Annotated in this window: 19 protein-coding genes; 3 read left to right on the top strand and 16 right to left on the bottom strand. The window is 55.9% G+C overall.

Annotated features, from left to right (window positions below; genetic code table 11):
• Positions 1 to 96: 96 nt before the first annotated feature.
• The 4 genes from J4E00_RS05190 to pdhA all read right to left on the bottom strand — a co-directional run bounded on the left by J4E00_RS05190 (position 97) and on the right by pdhA (position 3,349).
• Complete coding sequence (locus tag J4E00_RS05190) at positions 97 to 480, bottom strand: TraR/DksA family transcriptional regulator (RefSeq protein ID WP_208173963.1); 384 nt, start codon at positions 478 to 480, stop codon at positions 97 to 99.
• A gap of 175 nt (positions 481 to 655) precedes the next feature.
• Complete coding sequence (gene ribH, locus J4E00_RS05185) at positions 656 to 1,132, bottom strand: 6,7-dimethyl-8-ribityllumazine synthase (RefSeq protein WP_208173962.1); 477 nt, start codon at positions 1,130 to 1,132, stop codon at positions 656 to 658.
• Between the two features lie 181 nt (positions 1,133 to 1,313).
• Complete coding sequence (locus J4E00_RS05180; RefSeq protein WP_236049505.1) at positions 1,314 to 2,087, bottom strand: tetratricopeptide repeat protein; 774 nt, start codon at positions 2,085 to 2,087, stop codon at positions 1,314 to 1,316.
• A 68-nt stretch (positions 2,088 to 2,155) separates the two neighbouring features.
• Positions 2,156 to 3,349 carry a pyruvate dehydrogenase (acetyl-transferring) E1 component subunit alpha gene (gene pdhA, locus J4E00_RS05175; protein WP_208173961.1) on the bottom strand — a complete coding sequence of 398 codons (1,194 nt, stop codon included), beginning with the start codon at positions 3,347 to 3,349 and terminating at the stop codon, positions 2,156 to 2,158.
• 74 nt (positions 3,350 to 3,423) lie between these two features.
• Here pdhA and recF point away from each other — a divergent pair, with 74 nt between their 5' ends.
• On the top strand, positions 3,424 to 4,536 hold the full coding sequence (gene recF / locus J4E00_RS05170) for a DNA replication/repair protein RecF (protein WP_208173960.1): 1,113 nt from the start codon (positions 3,424 to 3,426) through the stop codon (positions 4,534 to 4,536).
• Positions 4,537 to 4,608: 72 nt separating this feature from the next.
• The gene (locus J4E00_RS05165) at positions 4,609 to 4,920 is read left to right on the top strand and encodes a DUF721 domain-containing protein (RefSeq protein WP_208173959.1); all 312 of its coding nucleotides are present in this window, start codon (positions 4,609 to 4,611) and stop codon (positions 4,918 to 4,920) included.
• A gap of 516 nt (positions 4,921 to 5,436) precedes the next feature.
• Here the strand turns inward: J4E00_RS05165 and J4E00_RS05160 are convergent.
• On the bottom strand, positions 5,437 to 5,823 hold the full coding sequence (locus J4E00_RS05160; RefSeq protein ID WP_208173958.1) for a helix-turn-helix domain-containing protein: 387 nt from the start codon (positions 5,821 to 5,823) through the stop codon (positions 5,437 to 5,439).
• Between the two features lie 253 nt (positions 5,824 to 6,076).
• Positions 6,077 to 6,931: a glycerophosphodiester phosphodiesterase family protein gene (locus J4E00_RS05155; RefSeq protein WP_208173957.1), complete on the bottom strand. Its 855-nt coding sequence runs from the start codon at positions 6,929 to 6,931 to the stop codon at positions 6,077 to 6,079.
• A gap of 143 nt (positions 6,932 to 7,074) precedes the next feature.
• Here J4E00_RS05155 and J4E00_RS05150 point away from each other — a divergent pair, with 143 nt between their 5' ends.
• Positions 7,075 to 7,695 carry a hypothetical protein gene (locus tag J4E00_RS05150; protein ID WP_208173956.1) on the top strand — a complete coding sequence of 207 codons (621 nt, stop codon included), beginning with the start codon at positions 7,075 to 7,077 and terminating at the stop codon, positions 7,693 to 7,695.
• Between the two features lie 74 nt (positions 7,696 to 7,769).
• On the opposite strand, the gene J4E00_RS05145 is transcribed toward J4E00_RS05150, so the two are convergent.
• From J4E00_RS05145 to J4E00_RS05100, 10 genes are all read right to left on the bottom strand, one after another.
• On the bottom strand, positions 7,770 to 8,039 hold the full coding sequence (locus tag J4E00_RS05145; protein WP_236049504.1) for a PLD nuclease N-terminal domain-containing protein: 270 nt from the start codon (positions 8,037 to 8,039) through the stop codon (positions 7,770 to 7,772).
• Between the two features lie 101 nt (positions 8,040 to 8,140).
• The gene (locus J4E00_RS05140; protein WP_236049496.1) at positions 8,141 to 8,734 is read right to left on the bottom strand and encodes a rhomboid family intramembrane serine protease; all 594 of its coding nucleotides are present in this window, start codon (positions 8,732 to 8,734) and stop codon (positions 8,141 to 8,143) included.
• A gap of 61 nt (positions 8,735 to 8,795) precedes the next feature.
• Positions 8,796 to 9,767: a polyprenyl synthetase family protein gene (locus J4E00_RS05135; RefSeq protein WP_208173955.1), complete on the bottom strand. Its 972-nt coding sequence runs from the start codon at positions 9,765 to 9,767 to the stop codon at positions 8,796 to 8,798.
• Between the two features lie 197 nt (positions 9,768 to 9,964).
• Positions 9,965 to 10,255 carry a hypothetical protein gene (locus tag J4E00_RS05130; protein ID WP_208173954.1) on the bottom strand — a complete coding sequence of 97 codons (291 nt, stop codon included), beginning with the start codon at positions 10,253 to 10,255 and terminating at the stop codon, positions 9,965 to 9,967.
• Between the two features lie 161 nt (positions 10,256 to 10,416).
• Positions 10,417 to 12,912 (bottom strand): ribonuclease R, encoded by a 2,496-nt coding sequence (rnr, locus tag J4E00_RS05125; RefSeq protein WP_236049494.1) that lies wholly within the window; start codon positions 12,910 to 12,912, stop codon positions 10,417 to 10,419.
• 347 nt (positions 12,913 to 13,259) lie between these two features.
• Entirely contained in the window at positions 13,260 to 15,164 is a 1,905-nt protein-coding gene (locus J4E00_RS05120; protein ID WP_208173953.1) for an ABC transporter ATP-binding protein, read from the bottom strand.
• Between the two features lie 137 nt (positions 15,165 to 15,301).
• Positions 15,302 to 15,592, bottom strand: a complete 291-nt coding sequence (locus J4E00_RS05115) for a GIY-YIG nuclease family protein (RefSeq protein ID WP_208173952.1) — start codon at positions 15,590 to 15,592, stop codon at positions 15,302 to 15,304.
• Positions 15,593 to 15,646: 54 nt separating this feature from the next.
• A complete protein-coding gene (locus tag J4E00_RS05110) occupies positions 15,647 to 15,994 on the bottom strand; it encodes a hypothetical protein (RefSeq protein WP_208173951.1) in 348 nt (115 codons plus the stop codon).
• Positions 15,995 to 16,100: 106 nt separating this feature from the next.
• On the bottom strand, positions 16,101 to 16,772 hold the full coding sequence (locus J4E00_RS05105) for a lipoprotein signal peptidase (protein ID WP_208173950.1): 672 nt from the start codon (positions 16,770 to 16,772) through the stop codon (positions 16,101 to 16,103).
• 237 nt (positions 16,773 to 17,009) lie between these two features.
• On the bottom strand, positions 17,010 to 17,669 hold the full coding sequence (locus J4E00_RS05100; RefSeq protein WP_208173949.1) for a lipoprotein signal peptidase: 660 nt from the start codon (positions 17,667 to 17,669) through the stop codon (positions 17,010 to 17,012).
• Positions 17,670 to 17,805 lie beyond the last annotated feature (136 nt).

Here is a 17,805-nt window from a genome sequence, read left to right as displayed (position 1 = left end):
TTGGGTAATCGATAGTCAGACGGGTTGAACACAGCCAACCAAAAAATCATTCTGACTACTGATTACTCAATACCGACTACGCCAACTACGCCGGTGCTAGTCGCGCCGCGCCATTTTGGCTTCAATCGAATGCTGGGTGTGAGGCACAGCCCGCAGGCGCTCTTTTGGAATGAGCTTGCCGGTGCCGATGCATACACCGTAGGTGCCGTTCTTGATACGAATCTGAGCGTTTTCAAGCTGCTGGATGAACTTCATCTGGCGCGAAGCCAACTGGTTCATGCTTTCTTTCTCAGCAGTGTCAGCGCCGTCTTCCAGCACTTTGGCCGATGAAGCGGTGGTATCCGTGCCCGTGTCGTTGCTACGGTTCAGGGTTTCCTTGATAAAGGACAGTTCCTTGCGGGCCGCCGTCAGCTTTTCCTGGATAATCTGGTCGAACTCATTCAAGTCCTCCCGGGAATAGCGAATGTTGTCGTCGTTCATTGAATGGGTAAAAAAGGGCTGCGAAATGATGTGAAGGAATTGCCCCTTGGCAACGCCGATGCCTGCTAAATGGTTTGGCAGGGTTTAAAAGCTTCTGCTACCTCAGACTAAAGCCGTTGTGTGCTGGTTTTTGCGGGTGCAAAGTTATGGCTTTCGAGCCGCTTTTCCTTTTTTACTAAAAACCTAGCATTTGAATCGCAGCCACAGTCGCTTCCACGCCTTTATTGCCGTGTTTGCCGCCTGCCCGGTCCCAAGCCTGTTCTAGGGTATTGGTGGTCACCAATCCAAAAATGACTGGTTTGTTAAATTTTAAACCCACCTGCGTAATGCCCTGCGCCACGGCGTGGCAGATGTAGTCGTCGTGCTTGGTTTCGCCCTGAATGACTACGCCCAAGCAGATGACGGCGTCAATCTCGTCGTGCTGGGCCAGAAACTGAGCCCCTAGCGTTAATTCGAAGCTACCGGGCACGGTATTGCGGAAGATATTTTCAGCCACGGCTCCGTGCTTCAGTAGCGTGTCGTAGGCGCCGGCGCTTAGCACGTCGGTAATCTCCCGGTTCCATTCGGCGACTACCAGCCCAAAGCGTTTCTCGCTGATGTCAATAAAAGTAGAAGCGTCATACTCGCTCAGATTTTGAAGGGAAGTTGCCATGAATCCTGTTTTTCGCTGTACTAGCCTTGATTGCGCTGATTTGTTTGCGCGGCCCAAAATTACACTTAGGCTTCGTCGCTTTCGATGCTTTCCAATTTCATAATCTTCACGTGACAACACCAAAAAAATTGCGCTCCCCCAGTTGGAGAAGCGCAATTTATTTTCGGTGAGAAGCCGCGAATTATTTTTCGAGCTTGGCTTTGTACTGGCGAGCTTCCGATACTTCCTGGGCCGTGGGGTACTCGTTGATGATGCGGTCGTAGGCTTTCAGCGCCCCTTCGTTGTCCTTAGCCGCTTCACGGGCCACAGCTTCCTTCAGCAGGTAGCCGGGCGAGAAATACTCGTTGGCGTTGTGGTCGGCGGCTTTGGCGTAGAGGTCGGCGGCTTCTTTGGGCTTGTTGAGCTCCATCTGGGCGTCGCCCATCAGCGAGTAGGCACGGCTCTGCACGAGGTAGTCGTCCGAGCTGAATTCTTCGAGGTAATCGAGGGCCGCTTGGTATTTGCCTTGCTTGAGCGAAGCCACACCCGCGTAGAAGTTGGCGAGGTTGCCGGCCTTGGTGTTGCCATACTCATTGGCTACAGTGGTCAAGCCAGGAGCCTTGCCATCGCCTTTGACGGCTTTATTAAGCGAGTCGGCTTCCCAGTTGTTCACGGCACGGAACATGCTGGCCTGCGCTTTTTGGTCCTGCTGGTTGCGCCAGGTGTAGAAGCCGAAGCCGCCTACTACTGCCAGCACCACCACCGCTAGGATGCCCAGCAGGATGTTGCGGTTGTTGCGCACGAAATCCTCCGACTCAGCCAGGCGGGCCGCCAGCGCGTCTGGGTCTTCCAAAAGCGGGTTTTCAGACGGCACAAACTCTTCAGCCGGGGCCAGTGGGTCTACTGGTACGTTCTGGGTTACTTGCTGCCCCTGACGGGCCTGCTGGCTTTTGCCAGTGTATGGAATCTTCGACATTATAGGAGGTATTTCAACAATCAGGACCTGCGCACAAGTTCGGACTGAGCCCAGCGGGCCATATTAAATTAGTCGTGGATGTAGGGATAGTCAGCCTGCACGTACACGTCTTTGTACAGCTCATCAGGCGTCGGGTAAGGCGAGTTCTCTGCAAATTCTACCGACTCGGCTACCTGGGCCTTCACGCGCTCGTCAATGACTTCAAGGTCTGCCTCGGTTGCCATGTTGTTCGTGAGGATGGTGTGGCGTACGCCTTCGATGGCGTCGCGGTGGCGGTAGTCTTCCAGTTCTTCCTTGGTGCGGTACTTGGCCGGGTCGCTCATCGAGTGTCCCTTGTAGCGGTACGTTTTGAATTCGAGCAGCGTGGGGCCTTCGCCGGCACGGGCACGCTCGGCGGCACGGGCTACGGCTTCATGCACGTCTTCAACGCGCATACCGTTCACCGGCTCCGAAGGCATGTCGTAGCTCAGGCCAATCTTGTAGAGGTCCGTCACATTCGAGGTGCGAGCCACCGACGTGCCCATGGCATAGCCGTTGTTCTCAATCACGAAAATCACGGGCAGCTTCCAGAGCATGGCCATGTTGAAGGCTTCGTGCAAAGCACCCTGGCGCACCGCGCCATCGCCCATCGAGCAGATGCAGAGCTTACCGGTCTTGTTATACTTCTCAGCGAAGGCAATACCTGCGCCCATCGGCACCTGGCCGCCCACGATGCCGTGGCCGCCCATGAAACCAACTTCTTTGTCGAACATGTGCATCGAACCGCCTTTGCCTTTTGAGCAGCCGGTGGCTTTGGCAAACAACTCGGCCATCACGGCATTGGGCGAAGTGCCCAGCGCCAGTGGGTGGGCGTGGTCACGGTAAGCAGTAATGTATTTGTCACCTTTTTCCAGTGCCGACACGGCACCGGCTACGCAGGCCTCTTGGCCAATATAGAGGTGGCAGAAACCTTTAATCTTCTGCTGCCCGTAGAGTTGCCCAGCTTTGTCCTCAAACTTGCGCATGAGTTGCATCTGCTCGTACCACTGCAGGTACGTCTCCTTCGGAAACGAGGGCTGCGTAGCCTCAGGCGTGGGCGTGTCGCTGCCCGATGCAGCCGCATTCGGCTTATCGGTACCAGGCAGTACGGGGTCGGGCTGAGCGATGGTTTCTACACCATTGCTTTTTCCTTTGGTCGCTTTGGTTGCTTTCGCAGCCGCGCCAGTGGAAGCCTTTGCGGCCGTCGATTTTTTGGGAGCAGCTTTTACTTTCGTATCCGCCATAGCACGTTAAAGGAAAGAATTATTTCGCGTTGGGAGGGCGAAATTACGTAAAACTGCTGGCAATACCGAACCTTATGACGCTTGACTCCCTACAGTTGCTTTTTTTTAAGAATTATGATGATGCGGCTCTGCGTTTATCACCGGGACTAAATTGCTTCATCGGCGACAATGGGAGCGGTAAAACCAACCTGCTCGACGCCATCCACTACCTGTCGCTCACAAAAAGCGCCATTACATCGTCCGACGCCCTTTGCATAAAGCAAGGAGCTGATTTCTTTGTAGTTAAAGGAAATTTTTCATCAGAATCAGCATCTGAGCGCGAAACCATCCAGGTTAGTCTGCGGCAAGGTCAGAAAAAGACCGTTACCCACGACAAGCAACCTTATGAGCGCATGGCCGACCACATTGGTCGTTACCCCGCCGTGTTGATTTCGCCTTACGACACTGACCTTATTCGCCAGGGCAGCGAGGAGCGACGCAAGTATTTCGATAGCCTTATGGCCCAGCTCGACCACGCATTTCTGGAATTGCTTATTTCTTACAATGCGCTGCTGCGTCAGCGCAACGCTGTGCTCAAGCAAGGCGACCGTCCCTCCCACGGGTTCGACCGCGACTATCTTTTGGCTCTTGATGAGCAGCTTGCTCCACTAGGCGAGCAGCTCACCTTGCTCCGTGCGGCATTTTTGGAGGAATACGTACCCATCTTTCAGCGCCATTACCAGCAACTGGCCGATGGCCGCGAAGAAGTAACGCTCTCCTACAAGACGCAGCTTCTCGGTGCCGACTTTGCCCAACTGCTGCGCATGAACGAGCGACGGGACTTTGCCTTGCAACGTAGCACCACCGGTTCGCACCGCGACGACTTCGTATTCTTGATGGGCGAGCAGCCAGTCAAAACGCATGCTTCGCAAGGCCAGCAAAAGTCTTTTGCTATTGCCCTCAAGCTGGCCCAGTTTGAAATGCTAGCCGCCAAGCAGCAGCACAAGCCCTTGCTCCTGCTCGATGATATTTTCGACCGCCTCGACGATAAGCGTATTGCTCGCCTTCTCGAACTGGTAGCCGATGAAACATTCGGCCAGGTTTTCCTCACCGACACCAACCTGGAACGCACCGACCAAGCCCTTGCTCGGGTAACGGTTCCCATCTCCCGATTCCGGGTTCAGGACGGTACAGTAGCACCTGTTTAGGCAGGCCAGGGATTACCTTTGTATTCTAGAAACAGCCACTTCCTCTGCGTGGTTTTCTGAGTCAACTTCCCTGTGAAAAAGCCCACTACTCCCTCTCGTTCCGGCGACATTATTCCGCTGAAGGAAGGCCTTGAAGCCTTGGTACGCGCCTACCGCCTACAGGGCAAGCTTAATGAGGTCACAGTCGTTTCCAGTTGGGAGCGGGTAATGGGGAAAGCAGTGGCACTAAAAACACAGGAGGTCTATGTCAACAAAGGGCGGCTCTTCGTACGCCTTAGCTCAGCCCCGCTCAAGCATGAGTTGCTAATGGCTAAAACGCGAGTAGCTGAACTCATCAATGCCGAAGTGGGCGAGACGGTAGTTCACGAAGTAATTTTTCTGTAGCACTTATCGGTCCTCTCACTGCCTGCTCATCTGTCCAGCTTGCTGGATAGATAAGCAGGCGAACCTGTGCACTTGCACATCAAGGCGCGGGAATCTTCTGCTTGTTGAGGAAGAAAGTAAGAGGAAGTTTTTACTCTAAGGCCAATCCTCCCTCCTACTCGATTCCACAGAGTTGTTTAGCGATTGGCGCGTACAATACTCGAATACCGTTGCCGACAACCTCTAATGTCATAGATTCGGGCGAAGTCGGCACTGCTAGTCGCTCCAGTTGAGAATACATCTCTTATCATCGGGCAAAATATTTTATGGCAGACCGAAGCGCTTTCACTCGGCGCGCGGTGGGATGGTTGCAATCATACCACTCACCAAGTGTGAATCCATACTCCGGGCTTATGACTCCAAATGCGGAGCTCTATCCATTTTATGCATCTCAATTTAGCATTTCTGCACATCTAATTGAGCTGTCAATTTCAGAGATATAAAGGGAACAAAAATGTTTCACGTGGAACATTTTTGTTACTTAGGGCCATACACTTTTAAGAGAAGGTCATTATAGGCTTCTAGAAGTGCGATGTACTTGGTTTGGAGTACTAACAACTGCTTAGAAGCATCTAAATCAGCATTTAATGGTAATGATACACGTGGTGTAACACTATTTGTAACAACAGGACGAGGCGAAGATGTTACAAACGGAATTGCGGATTGTTGTACAACTGTAAAATCCGTTGAGAAATCATGATTTATTATTTCTCCAACTTTTTTTACAAAACCGTAATCAAGTGTTTCATCTTTAAATTTACGGTATATGGTTGGGCGTGTAATACCGAGCTCCTCCACGATACGCGTAATGGAAATACCGCTGTTTTTGATAGCTTCCTGAAGGATTTCGCCCTGATGTGGCATATATAGAGTGTTGCGTAACGCTGATGCAAATATGTCCGATTAGTATCACTTATACAAACTTTTTCAAATATTATGCTACGCAACAAAACAAGAAACGTAACAGCTTACATGCTAACAAGTGTATCATAACAGAGTGTTACGTTACTTACAATTTCTTGTTACACTACCTTGTTGTAACAAGCGTAGCGTTTATTTATTACACTGCGGATAACTCTTAAAATCCCCTTTTTAAGCAACAGGAGGACTTTTGTACTCACATAGTGTGCAAGGGCCCGAGTACATCAGGATAGTCGGTTGTTATGCCTTCTACCTGCAATGTTATCAGACGTCGCATATCAGCTACTATATTGACCGTCCAGGGGACAATCTTTAAGCCAGGGTAAGCAGTACGGAGATTTTGTACGGCTTCAGCTGTAACAGTGCGAAAATTGGGACCAAGTGTAGTTGGTACAAACCCTAATGCCTGCAAGCTAGGTAACCAGGGCTGCTCCTCTTCTAGCAAGAGGCAGGTGGCAAGGTTGGGTTGGTGGTGGTGCGCAATCTGTAGAATGCGCGCATCGAAGCAAAGCAGTGTGGTTTGAGGAAGAACCTGGGCAGCGTTGAGCTCGGCGAGTACCAAGGACAGAAACCTTGCAGGTTTGGGATGGTAGATGTCATCACCGTCCGACGTGCTTTTTATTTCGATGGAGAAGCGCACAGGTGCACGGCCTAGTCGATTCGTTGCTGCTGCTACCTCACTCAGTACCTCGCTTAGCAAGGGCTTATGTGCAGGCTGTGGCTGTTGGGAAGGGAAGTCGGGATGCAACTGTCCACAATCGCATTGGCGAATGAGATAGTAAGGCATCTGATATAAGTTGAAGCGAGGAGGATTGGCAGGCTCGATTCGATGCCCGGCAGGGTCGAGGCAGATGTTGGGGTTTAGCCAGGGCTCGTGAGATACGACAACCTGATTGTCGGCGGAGATGACAACGTCCATTTCCAGCACATCGACTCCTAAAGCAAGGGCATGCAAAAAAGCTTGGATGGTGTTTTCGGGCAGCAAGCCACGGCAGCCACGGTGCCCATGCACCTCTGGACGGTAAGCAGTGGGGGTTGAATTAGTGGACATAATTACTGAAGTAATCTGGTTGAAGAATTCTGTACAGTCGATGGCAGGGATACTGAGTAGGTGCCGTGCATGAGCAACTGAAAGTCGACGCGAAAACGAGGGTTTAGGGTAATTTTGCAACTCATCTTTTCGCTTACGCCTTCATGAAAAAACTACTCTTACTTGTCGTATTGCTAGCTCTGGGAGTTGGGGGATACTATTACTACCGAAACCTGAAGAATGGCCCCAGTGGTGCACTGGTAGCTGCGGCGGCGGCTGTACAGACGCATGACATGGCCACGTTTGAAAAGTACGTAGATGTGAATAGCGTAACCACCCACCTAGTGGATGATGTAGTGCAGCAGGGTTCGATGCTGACGGCGCTGCTGCCGGGCGGCAGTTTGATGATGGGTGGGGCGATGCGGCTAATCAAACCAACACTGGCGAAGGCAGCACATAAGGAAGTACAGCGCTATGTAGAAACGGGCTCGCTGGAGGAGGCGGCAGCAACAGCACCAAAACGCCTCGTCAACGTTTCGCTGACTGGGTTGGCCAATAAAGTGGTGAGCAAGGACAGCGAGTTTAAGGGCATTAAGTATACCCGTGAGGAAGGCGACAATGCTTTCGTAGGCCTGGAAGTGACGCAGCCGAAGTACGACACAACAATGGTGATAGAAGTAAAGATGCGACGCCAGGGCGACCATTGGCAGATGACGCAAATCACGAACAGCGGCGAGTTGCTTCATAATATTGCAGCTCTTGAAAAGAAGCGGCTGCTGAACTAGCAAAGTCCCGTTTAAAAAGAAAGCCCCGGCCATCCAATGGCCGGGGCTTTCTTTTTAAACGGGACTTTGGCGCTTTACTTCCGACCCGAGAATAGGAAGTAGATAATTGAGCCACCTATGGGGAAGAACCAGATAACGACGCCCCAGATAATCTTTTTGGTTACGTCCCAGTCTTGCTTGAGCAGGCTGATAACAGCAGCAATGGCCAGAATCAGGTACAAGACCCCTGCGATGGAAAGACTGCCATTATCATTATAGCGGCTGCAGGAAGACACAAGCAGCATTAGCGGAAACAAAAGAGCCGCGAATGGCAGGCGAGCAGCAAAGTGGCGAAGCGTATTCATGAGAAGAGAACAAAGTGAAAGAATGGGTTGGTGCTCTCATTACGCAATGTTCTATAAATAGATATGCCAGGCCTCCTTCAATGCATTTAATAATTTGATAATCAGAATTTTGATTGAATATACACCCCTATTTGCTCAAAAAAGGCAACACCGGCAGATGGAACAAACGCCAACATGAGAACGAAACCGAACACAGCTCCATAAAAGTGCGCGTCGTGGTTGATGTTATCGCCCTGGCGGCGGCCCATGTACCAGGAATAAGCCAGGTACAGACCACCCCATAGGAAGCCGGGAATGGCAATGCCTGGGAGCAAAGGGAAGCCAATGCCAATGGTGGGAGCATATAGTACGGCGGCGAAGATGATGGAGGACACGCCCCCCGAAGCTCCCAGACTGTTGTAGTGACGGTCGTCACGGTGCCGGAAATAGGTGGGTAAATCGGAAAGGATGATGCCACCCAGATACAGGAGCAGAAAGGCCGCATTACCCATGACTAAGCCAAACGTGGCCTGCAGAATGGCTAGCACAATGCCTCCGAAAGAGTAAAAGGCAATCATGTTAAAGGCCAGGTGAGCCCAGTCGGCGTGCAGGAAACCGGAGGTGAGGAAGCGGTACCACTGACGCGAATCGCGGGCTACGGCGTAGGGCCGCATGGTCCAAGACTGCATAAGTTGGTCGTTGGACCATGCGTACATGGATATGCCGACGGTGAGGACCGTAAGCAGAAGGACGAGGTTTATTTCAGGCACGGAGTAATTAGCTTTCGCGGTCCATGAGCTGGAGCGCGAGGTGATGTATAGGTTGCTTACGCTCATTTGGCGCCGCTACGCGCTCCAGATGCTGCAGCGCATCCTGGAAGTAAGAGTTGATGAGAGCTTCCGTCTGGGCACGAATTTCGAGCTCATCATAGATGGCGCGCACGGCTTGCACCTTCGCATCAGCATCGGGCACGGGCTGGGCGATGTGTTGGGCCAGGATGGCTTGCTGAGCGGGGCTGGCCTGGGCTTGGGCGGAGAGCAGCAGGAAGGTCTTCTTGTCGGAGATGATGTCGCCGCCGACGCGCTTGCCGAAGGTAGCGGCGTCGCCGTACACGTCGAGCAGGTCGTCGCGCAGCTGGAAGGCCAGGCCGATGTCGGTACCGAACTGGCGGAGGTGCTCGGCATCGGCTTCCGAAGCGCCAGCTAGGCGGGCGCCCAGCTCCAGGCAGAAGCCGAGGAGGACGGCCGTTTTCAGACGAATCATGTCCAGGTACTGGGCGATGCTGACCTGGGGCTCGGTCTCGAAATTCATGTCCCACTGCTGGCCTTCGCAGACCTCGGCGGCCGTCTGGCTGAAGCGGGCGAGGATGCGCGGAAGCAGCGCGGGCGGCACGTCCAGGAACAGCTCGTAGGCGCGCACTAGCATCACGTCGCCGGAGAGGATGGCCACGTTGGGGTTCCACTTTTCGTGCACGGTGGCCTGGCCGCGGCGCAGGGGTGCCTGGTCCATCAGGTCGTCGTGGAGGAGGGTGAAGTTGTGGAAGACTTCGGTGGCCAGGGCAGGCTTGATGATGCCGTTGAGGTCGTCAGTGAACAGGTGGGCGCCGAGCAGCGTGAGCAACGGCCGGATGCGTTTGCCGCCCAGGCCCATGATGTAGCGGATGGGAGCGTAGAGGGTGTCGGGCTGCTCGCCGTAGCTGAGCTGCGCCAGGGCGGCGGTGATGTTAGCGGGGAAGTCGGCTGGGGTCATAGGTGGTGCAAAGAACGGCGTTGGGCGCTGCCGGTTCCAATGGCGCAGGCGGGGGACCTCACCCCCGGCCCCTCTCCCGCAGAGAGGGGAGCCACGGCGGCGTTTGAGGAGTGGACACAGTCATACTAGCATCAACAAAAAAGCCCCGACTCTGGATTGAGTCGAGGCTTAGCTGGGTTTAAAAAGCTGCTAGAATCTCACTGATGCTGCTTAGGCTTCTGCACGAACTGAGGATAGATGCCAGCAATTATGGATGGGTTTTGCAAAGCCAACTCAAAACTGGTGTAGGCAAATGGGTCTTTTTGTCCGTCAGGCCGATTGACTTCGTTTCCTGTTGCAGCACGCATTACTCCACCAAATACTCGGTCCCGTACTAGCGCCGCATCATCTAGAGAAAAACCGAATGCAGAAATCAATTTGCTTTCATTTTCATCATCAGGTGTGCCTTGAAGCGCCTGTTGAATCACAAAGTCGGCAATGCTTTCCACAGTGTGGTTTGGAGGAAGTGGAACCGTCATATCATCTGTCCACCCTTCTGGTATCTCGCTCATATTAGAAGCTGTTTCTGGTTTGAAAGAATATCATATCAGACTCCCCTCTCTTTTGGAGAGGGGCCGGGGGTGAGGTTTCGCCGTTGGGCTTGCCCGGTCTACCGGCGCTTGTTGCCCTTGTGGGCACCCTTCGCCATGCCGCCACCTTTGCCGCCTTTGTCGTAGTCGCGGTAGCCGCGGGGGGCACCGCCGCCACGGTTCTTGCGCTCGTCGGCCTCGCGCTTCTTCACGTAGTCGGGACGGTTGTCCACTAGCTCGAAGTCGATAGTGCGGTCGAGGAGGTTGGCGGATTTCACCACTACTTCCATCACGTCGCCAAACTGGATGATGCGCTTGGTGCGGCGGCCCACGATGCGGTAGTTGTCCTTGTCGAGTTCGAACTCATCGCCGGGAATGTCGGAGAGGCGCACCATGCCTTCGCACTTGTTCTCCTCGATTTCGATGTACATACCACGCTCCGTCAGGCCCGACACCACGCCCTTGAACGTGTTGCCGATTTCGTCCACCATGAACTCGACCTGCTTGAACTTGATGCTGGCGCGCTCGGCGTTCGCAGCCAGTTTCTCGCGGGCTGAGGAGTGCTTGCACTCTTCTTCCACGGGCTCGGCCGGCACGTTCTTGCCGCCCTCCAGGTAGTGCTCCAGCAGGCGGTGCGCCATCATATCCGGGTAGCGTCGGATGGGCGAGGTGAAGTGCGAATAGTGGGCAAAAGCGAGGCCGAAGTGACCCAGCGGCTCGGTGGTGTAAATGGCCTTCGCCATGGTCCGGATGGCCAGGCCCTGCAGCACGTTTTGCTCGGGCTTGCCCACCACCTCGGAGCTGAGGTTGTTGAGCTCGGTGCTGATTTTTTTCGGGTTGTCGAGCTTCAGCTTGTAGCCGAATTTCTGGGCGAAGAGGGCGAAGGTTTGCAGGCGCTCGGGCTCGGGGGCTTCGTGCACGCGGTACACCATGGTGAAGCGCGGCTTGGTCTTTTTGAGGTTGAACACGAACTCGGCCACCTTGCGGTTGGCGAGCAGCATGAACTCCTCAATCATCTTGTGCGCGTCCTTACGCTCCTTCACGTACACGCCGAGCGGCTTGCCATTTTCATCCAGGCGGAACTTCACCTCCTGGGTTTCGAAGGTGATGGCGCCTTGCTTGAAGCGCTGGGCGCAGATTTTATGCGCCATGTCGTTGAGCACATTTATCTCCACGGCGTAGTCGCCCTCCTTGCTTTCGATGCGCTCCTGGGCCTCCTCGTAGCTGAAGCGGCGGTCGGAGTGGATGATGGTTTTGCCGAACCACGACTCGTAGAGCTTGCCGTTTTCATCGAGCTCGAACACGGCCGAGAAAGTCAGCTTGTCCTCGTTGGGGCGCAGCGAGCAGAGGCCGTTGGAGAGGCGCTCGGGCAGCATCGGAATCACGCGGTCGACGAGGTATACCGAGGTGGCGCGGTGCTTGCCTTCTCGTTCCAGCTCGGTGCCGGGGCGTACGTAATGGGTCACGTCGGCGATGTGCACGCCCACTTCCCAGTGTCCGTTTTCGAGCTGCCGGATGCTGAGGGCATCGTCGAAATCCTTGGCGTCGGCGGGGTCGATGGTGAAGGTGGTGATGTTGCGGAAGTCGCGGCGCCGGGCAATCTCGTCTTGCTCGATAACCTCGCTGATGCCTTCCGATTCTTCCTCCACTTCGGAGGGGAATTCGAAGGGCAAGCCGAACTCGGCCATGATGGCGTTTATCTCGGCTTCGTTGCCGCCGGCCTGCCCGAAGTTGCGCACCACCTCGCCCACCGGCTGGCGGTGGTTGTCGGTCGGGAACTCGTTGATGCGGACCAGCACCTTGTCGCCGGTGCGGGCATCGTGCAGCAAATGCGGCGGCACAAACACGTCGAAATACACCTTGCGGTTGTCGGCCTTCACGAAGCCGAGCGTGCCCTGCACCTGAAGCTGCCCCACGATTTCGGGGCGCACCCGCTTGAGGACTTCCACCACGTCGCCCATCGGGCGGCCGTCACGGGAGCCACTGCGTAGGCGCACCCGCACCACGTCGCCCTGCAGGGCAAACTTGAGTTGGTCGGTGAATACCCGGATGTCGTCGCCGTTGTCGGTACCCTCGGGCACCACGAAGGCGAAGCTGGGCGTGGCCAAATCGACGGTACCGATGATGGTGTTCGAGGGGGCACGGTCGGGGCGGTCGTCGCCGTCCACGTAGTCGAAGCCGGCCGAGCGACGGCGGTGCACAATGGGGTCTTGGCCGAACTGGGCCTGCACCGAAAGGTTGCGGGGCGGGGCCACGGCCGACTCGCCTTTCTTACCGCCTTTTTTGGCGCTGGACGGCATCAGTGCTGCCGCCACGGCGTCGGCATCGGCGAGGCGGTATTCGTCGTTTTGGAGCAGCGTAATGAGGCCGTTTTTGCGCAGCACCTTGATGTGGGCAAATATCTCCTCGCGCTGGCCCTTGGTCGTGACGCCGAGGCGGCGCGAGAGCTGGCGGTAGGCCATCACCTTGGTGGGGTTGTCGGCGAAGACGCGCAGGACCTGGTCCTGGGTGATGGCCGCGGGTTCGGGCTTTTCGCGCTTGGCGCGGGGAGCCCGGGAGTTTTCGGGGGTATTCATTTGGGGTAAAAGTGGCCGCCGAAAAGTTGATTGGTCGCAGGCGGCGAGAGCGGAAATTAAATGGCTGGCTGGGCCGCGCCGCTTACTGAAACGCGGGCCGGGCCGGGAGGTTATGGTGCGGGCTTTGGGAGCCCGCGCGGGGTAGCGCCAAGCGTGGTAGCAGCCAGAATCGGGGGCTGCGGCGGTGGCTTCTGGCGGCGCAAGGTAGGAGGCCGGCTGGGATGTAGCGCGGACTTTTAGTCCGCGAGTCAGCAATGCTGGAACACAAAATTCCAGAAACTAACTCCGGGCCTGGGAGCGCAAAGTGTCGTTTCGGCGCGGACTAAAAGTCCGCGCTACGGCAGGCTCTACGCCCGGCTGGCTACGGCGGCTTCGATGTCGGCCAAGCTGTCCTTTGGGATGGCGGCTAGCAGGCCTTGGGTGTACTCGTGTTGGGGAGCGGCATATATGGCCGCCGCCGGGCCGCTTTCCACGATGCGGCCCTGGTGCATGACCAGCAGCCGGTCGCTCATAAACCGGGCCACGGACAGGTCGTGCGTGATGAAAAGATAGGTAATGCCGAACTCGCGTTTGAGGTCGTTGAGCAGGTTCAGGACCTGCGCCTGCACCGAGACGTCGAGGGCCGAAACCGACTCGTCGCAGACAATCAATTTGGGCTGCAAGGCCAGCGCCCGGGCAATGCAGATGCGCTGCCGCTGCCCGCCGCTGAACTCGTGCGGGTAGCGCTGGAAATGCTCGTCGCGCAGCCCCACGGTGCGCAGCAACTCCAGCACCCGGGCCTTCTGCTGCTGGCGCGTGCCGCCCACGTTGTGCACGCGCATCGGCTCCCAGATGGCCTCGCCCACGGTCAGCATCGGGTTGAGGGCCGCGTAGGGGTCCTGAAACACCAACTGCAAATCGCGCCGACGGCGGCGCAACTCCCCGCTCGACAGCTTCGCCAAATCGGTCCCTTCAAACAGGATGCTGCCCGCCGTTGGTTCCGTGAGGCGGAGCAAGGCCCGGCCCAGCGTGGTCTTGCCGCAGCCCGACTCGCCCACGAGGCCGATGGTTTCGCCGGGGTAGAGCGTGAAGCTGACGTTGTCGACGGCCCGCACGTAATCGGTGGCGCGGCGGAAGAAGCCCTTGCGGAGGGGGAAGTACACCTGGAGGTTTTGCACCTGGAGCAGCGGCTCCGAGTCGTTGGGCACGGGGGCTACCACGGGCTCAGAAATGGGTGCCGCGTTAAGCTCGGCAGGGCGTGGAACATCCCCCAAAACGCCATGTTCCACGGGGAACGTTTTGGTGGTTTCAGAATTATCCCGTAACTGGTGGGCCTCGATTTCGGGCGAGGAATCCGTAAGCGCCTCATTTTCGAGCGGAAGCACGGGCTCGGGCTGGGCCAATAATTGGCCGCTGGCGTCTTCCTGCATGAAATCGGCCACCACGGGCAGGCGTTTTTTGCCCACCGAGAGGCGCGGACGGCACGCTAACAGGCCTTTTGTGTACGGATGTTGCGGATTTGAAAAAATATCCAGCACCCTCCCCTGTTCTACGACCCGGCCCCGGTACATCACCAGAATGCGGTCGGCGATTTCGGCCACCACGCCGAGGTCGTGGGTGATGAAGAGGACGGCCGTGTTGTGCTGCCGGCGCAGGTCGTCGATGAGGCGCAGCATGCGGGCCTGCACCGTCACGTCGAGGGCCGTGGTGGGCTCGTCGGCGATGAGCAGGGCCGGGCGGCAGGCCATGGCCATGGCAATCATGACGCGCTGCTTCTGGCCGCCCGAGATTTCGTGCGGGTAGCTGCCAAAGATGCTTTCGGGGCGCGGCAGTTGGGCCTCGGTGAACAGCTCGATGGTGCGGGCCTTGGCGGCGGCCTCGCTGAAGTCGGTGTGGAGGCGCAGGGCTTCCACCACCTGGCTGCCGCAGGTATATACGGGGTTCAGCGAGGTCATCGGCTCCTGAAAAATCATGCCGATGTCGTTGCCGCGCACCTGGCGCAGGTCGGCTTCGGCGAGTTTCAGCAGGTCGGTCTGGCCCAGCTTTTCGGATTGGAAGATGGCCTCGCCGCTGGCAATGCGCCCAGGCGGCATCGGAATGAGCCCCAGCAGCGCCAGCGACGTGACGGACTTGCCCGAGCCCGACTCGCCCACAATGGCCAGCGTCTCGCCCCGATTCAGGTCAAACGACACGCCATCGACGGCCCGCACGTCGCCGCGGTGGCTGGAGAAATCAATGGTGAGGTCGCGGACGGAGAGCAGCGGGTTGGGCACGGAGGGAAATTAGGGTGGCAGTTTAGGTGGATTTGGGCAGTTGCAGGCTGTTTCGAGCGGTTCGGGTACGCAAGAACGTCAATACACCAGAACGTCATGCTGAGCGCAGTCGAAGCATCTCTACCGCTTCGTTGGGTTCAGCCTTCCCAATTATTTAAATCAATAGCTTTCCAAGTCGGATTAAATGCAGTAATCAGCGCGTCTTTCTTCCGGCGTGTCCAGCCTTTCAATTGCTTTTCACGAGCAATAGCCTGCGTAGCATCGGGTAGCGTTTCAAAGTAAACCAGCAAATCAATTTGATATCGGCCAGTAAACTTCTCGGCATCTCCCCTGCCAGTGCTGTGCTCATAGAGTCGCCGCGTGAGGTCATTGGTGACGCCGATGTACAGAGTGGTTTGGGTCTGATTCGTCAGGATGTAGACGTACATGCTAGGGCTTTTAGAACGTCATTCTGAGCTTGTCGAAGCACCTCTACCTTTTCGTTAGATGATGAGGTCGTTCCATCTATCAAGCATAGAGGCGTAAAATGAAGAAAGAGAAGTCATTTCAAAATTGGCTGTGAGCGCACTAACTTCCTTATCGCCAAACATCGAGACGATTATTTCAATGTCTTCAGCTGATAAGTCAATACGGTAGTAGCTGGTGTATTGCTCTTCACTTTTGTCATGATAGACAGGTTTCTCAATCTTGTTATTCACAAGGATTCGAGTAATACTTTGCGCTAGTTGCGAATGCCTAGCCTCGAATAAGCACCTCTCCGTTTCCTTCAGCGTTGCAAAATCAAGAATTTCTCCGCTGCTTTTCAATAACTGGTATTCATTAGCGTCCATCTTCAAAGGGGAATTAATAGCTACTACAACGAAGCGGTAGAGATGCTTCGACTGCGCTCAGCATGACTGTTCCACGATTACCGTTCGACGGCCTGCCTCTCCCCTGCTATGCCAGCTTCTCAGCGTCTGGAGCGATTAAGGGCGCTTTTTCGGGGTGCGGGGCGGTTACCGGCTGCGATTCGTTGAAAAAGCGGCTCTGGTTGAGTAGAATCAGCACCACGCCGATGAAGATGGAAGAATCGGCGATGTTGAAGATGGGGAAGCCGTTGCTGTAGGAGCCGCCGATGAGGGGCCAGGATTTGGGGAAATAACCCACGTACAACGGCACGTAAATCATGTCGATAACCTGGCCGTAGAACCAGCGCGTGGGCGAGCCTACAGGGGCATTATTGTAGAGTACGCCGTAGAAAATCGAGTCGATGAGGTTGCCCACGGCGCCGCCCAGAATCAGGGCCATGCAGGCGATGTAGCCGGCGGCCACGCGCTGGCGGCACAGGCGGATGATGTAGTACACCAAACCCACCACGGCGAGGCTGCGGAAGGCCGTGAGCACCAGCTTGCCGTAGGGCGCGGGCAGCTGCGCGCCGAAGGCCATACCGGGGTTCAGCGTGTAATTCAGCTTGGCAAACTGGCCGAGCACGGGGATTTCGCCGGCCGAACCGGGCTGCATGTAGGTGTGCACGGCCCACTTCGAGAGTTGGTCGAGCACGATGATACTTAGGGCCAGCAGGAAAAATTTGGCGGCGGAATGCTGGCGGGTGGTAAGAGTTGGGTGCATTGCAGGCGGAATGAAGCTGCAAAGAACGGCAAGAAGTATCGCCCTCCGCGTTGACCTCACCCCCTGACCCCCTCTCCAAAAAAGAGGGGGCACCGGCTATGCATCTAGCGAATTTTTAGACGTAAAAAAGAGCCCGACGCGGTGCGCCGGGCTCTTTCATTTTTTGACTCTTTTTCCGAATCGGTGCCCCCTCTTTTTTGGAGAGGGGGTCAGGGGGTGAGGTCAACGGATGCGCAGCTACCCCAGATTCTCCGCGTCTGGAGCAACCAATGCCTTCCCCTCCCCTACCGGCTCATCTTGCTTAAAAAAACGGCTTTGATTGAGCAAAATAATGGCTACGCCGATGAAAATAGAGGAGTCGGCGATGTTGAAGATGGGCCATAGCGAGACGTACTTCCCTCCTATCAGCGGCCAATTCTGGGGCAAAAAGCCTTCGTAGATGTCCACGTACAGCATATCAATGACTTGGCCGTAGAACCAGCGCGTGGGCGAGCCAAACGGCGCGTTGTCGTAGATGATGCCGTAGAAAACCGAGTCAATCAGGTTGCCGACAGCGCCGCCAAGGATGAGGGCCATGCAGGCGATGTAGCCGCCAGCGGCGCGCTGCTTGCAAAGGCGAATAATGTAGTAGCTCAAGCCAAACACGGCCAGCAGGCGGAACCCACTGAGAACCAGCTTGCCATACGGCGCGGGCAGTTCGGCGCCGAAGGCCATGCCGGGGTTTAGCGTGTAGTGCAGCTTGGCCCAGTGGCCGATGAGCGGGATTTCACCCGCCATGCCGGGCTGCATGTAGGTGTGCACGGCCCACTTCGAGAGCTGGTCGATGGCAATGACGAACAGCGCCAGCAGGAAAAATTTAGCCGCGGATTGCTGGCGAGTAGTGAGGGTTGGGTGCATTCAGACGGTGCCAAAAGCGGCGAAAACGACGGCCTGATTTATTACCGTCCTTTTGTACCTTTTACAACTGATTGTCTGAGGTTTTGTGCGACCAAAGACGAGCTTATTGAGTGTTTGTGCGGCCGAGGACTCGCCG

It is taken from the genome of Hymenobacter negativus (assembly GCF_017571495.1).
Classification (GTDB): Bacteria; Bacteroidota; Bacteroidia; order Cytophagales; family Hymenobacteraceae; genus Hymenobacter; species Hymenobacter negativus.
Note: the sequence above shows the minus strand (reverse complement) of the source record. Positions and strands in the feature narration are given on the sequence as shown.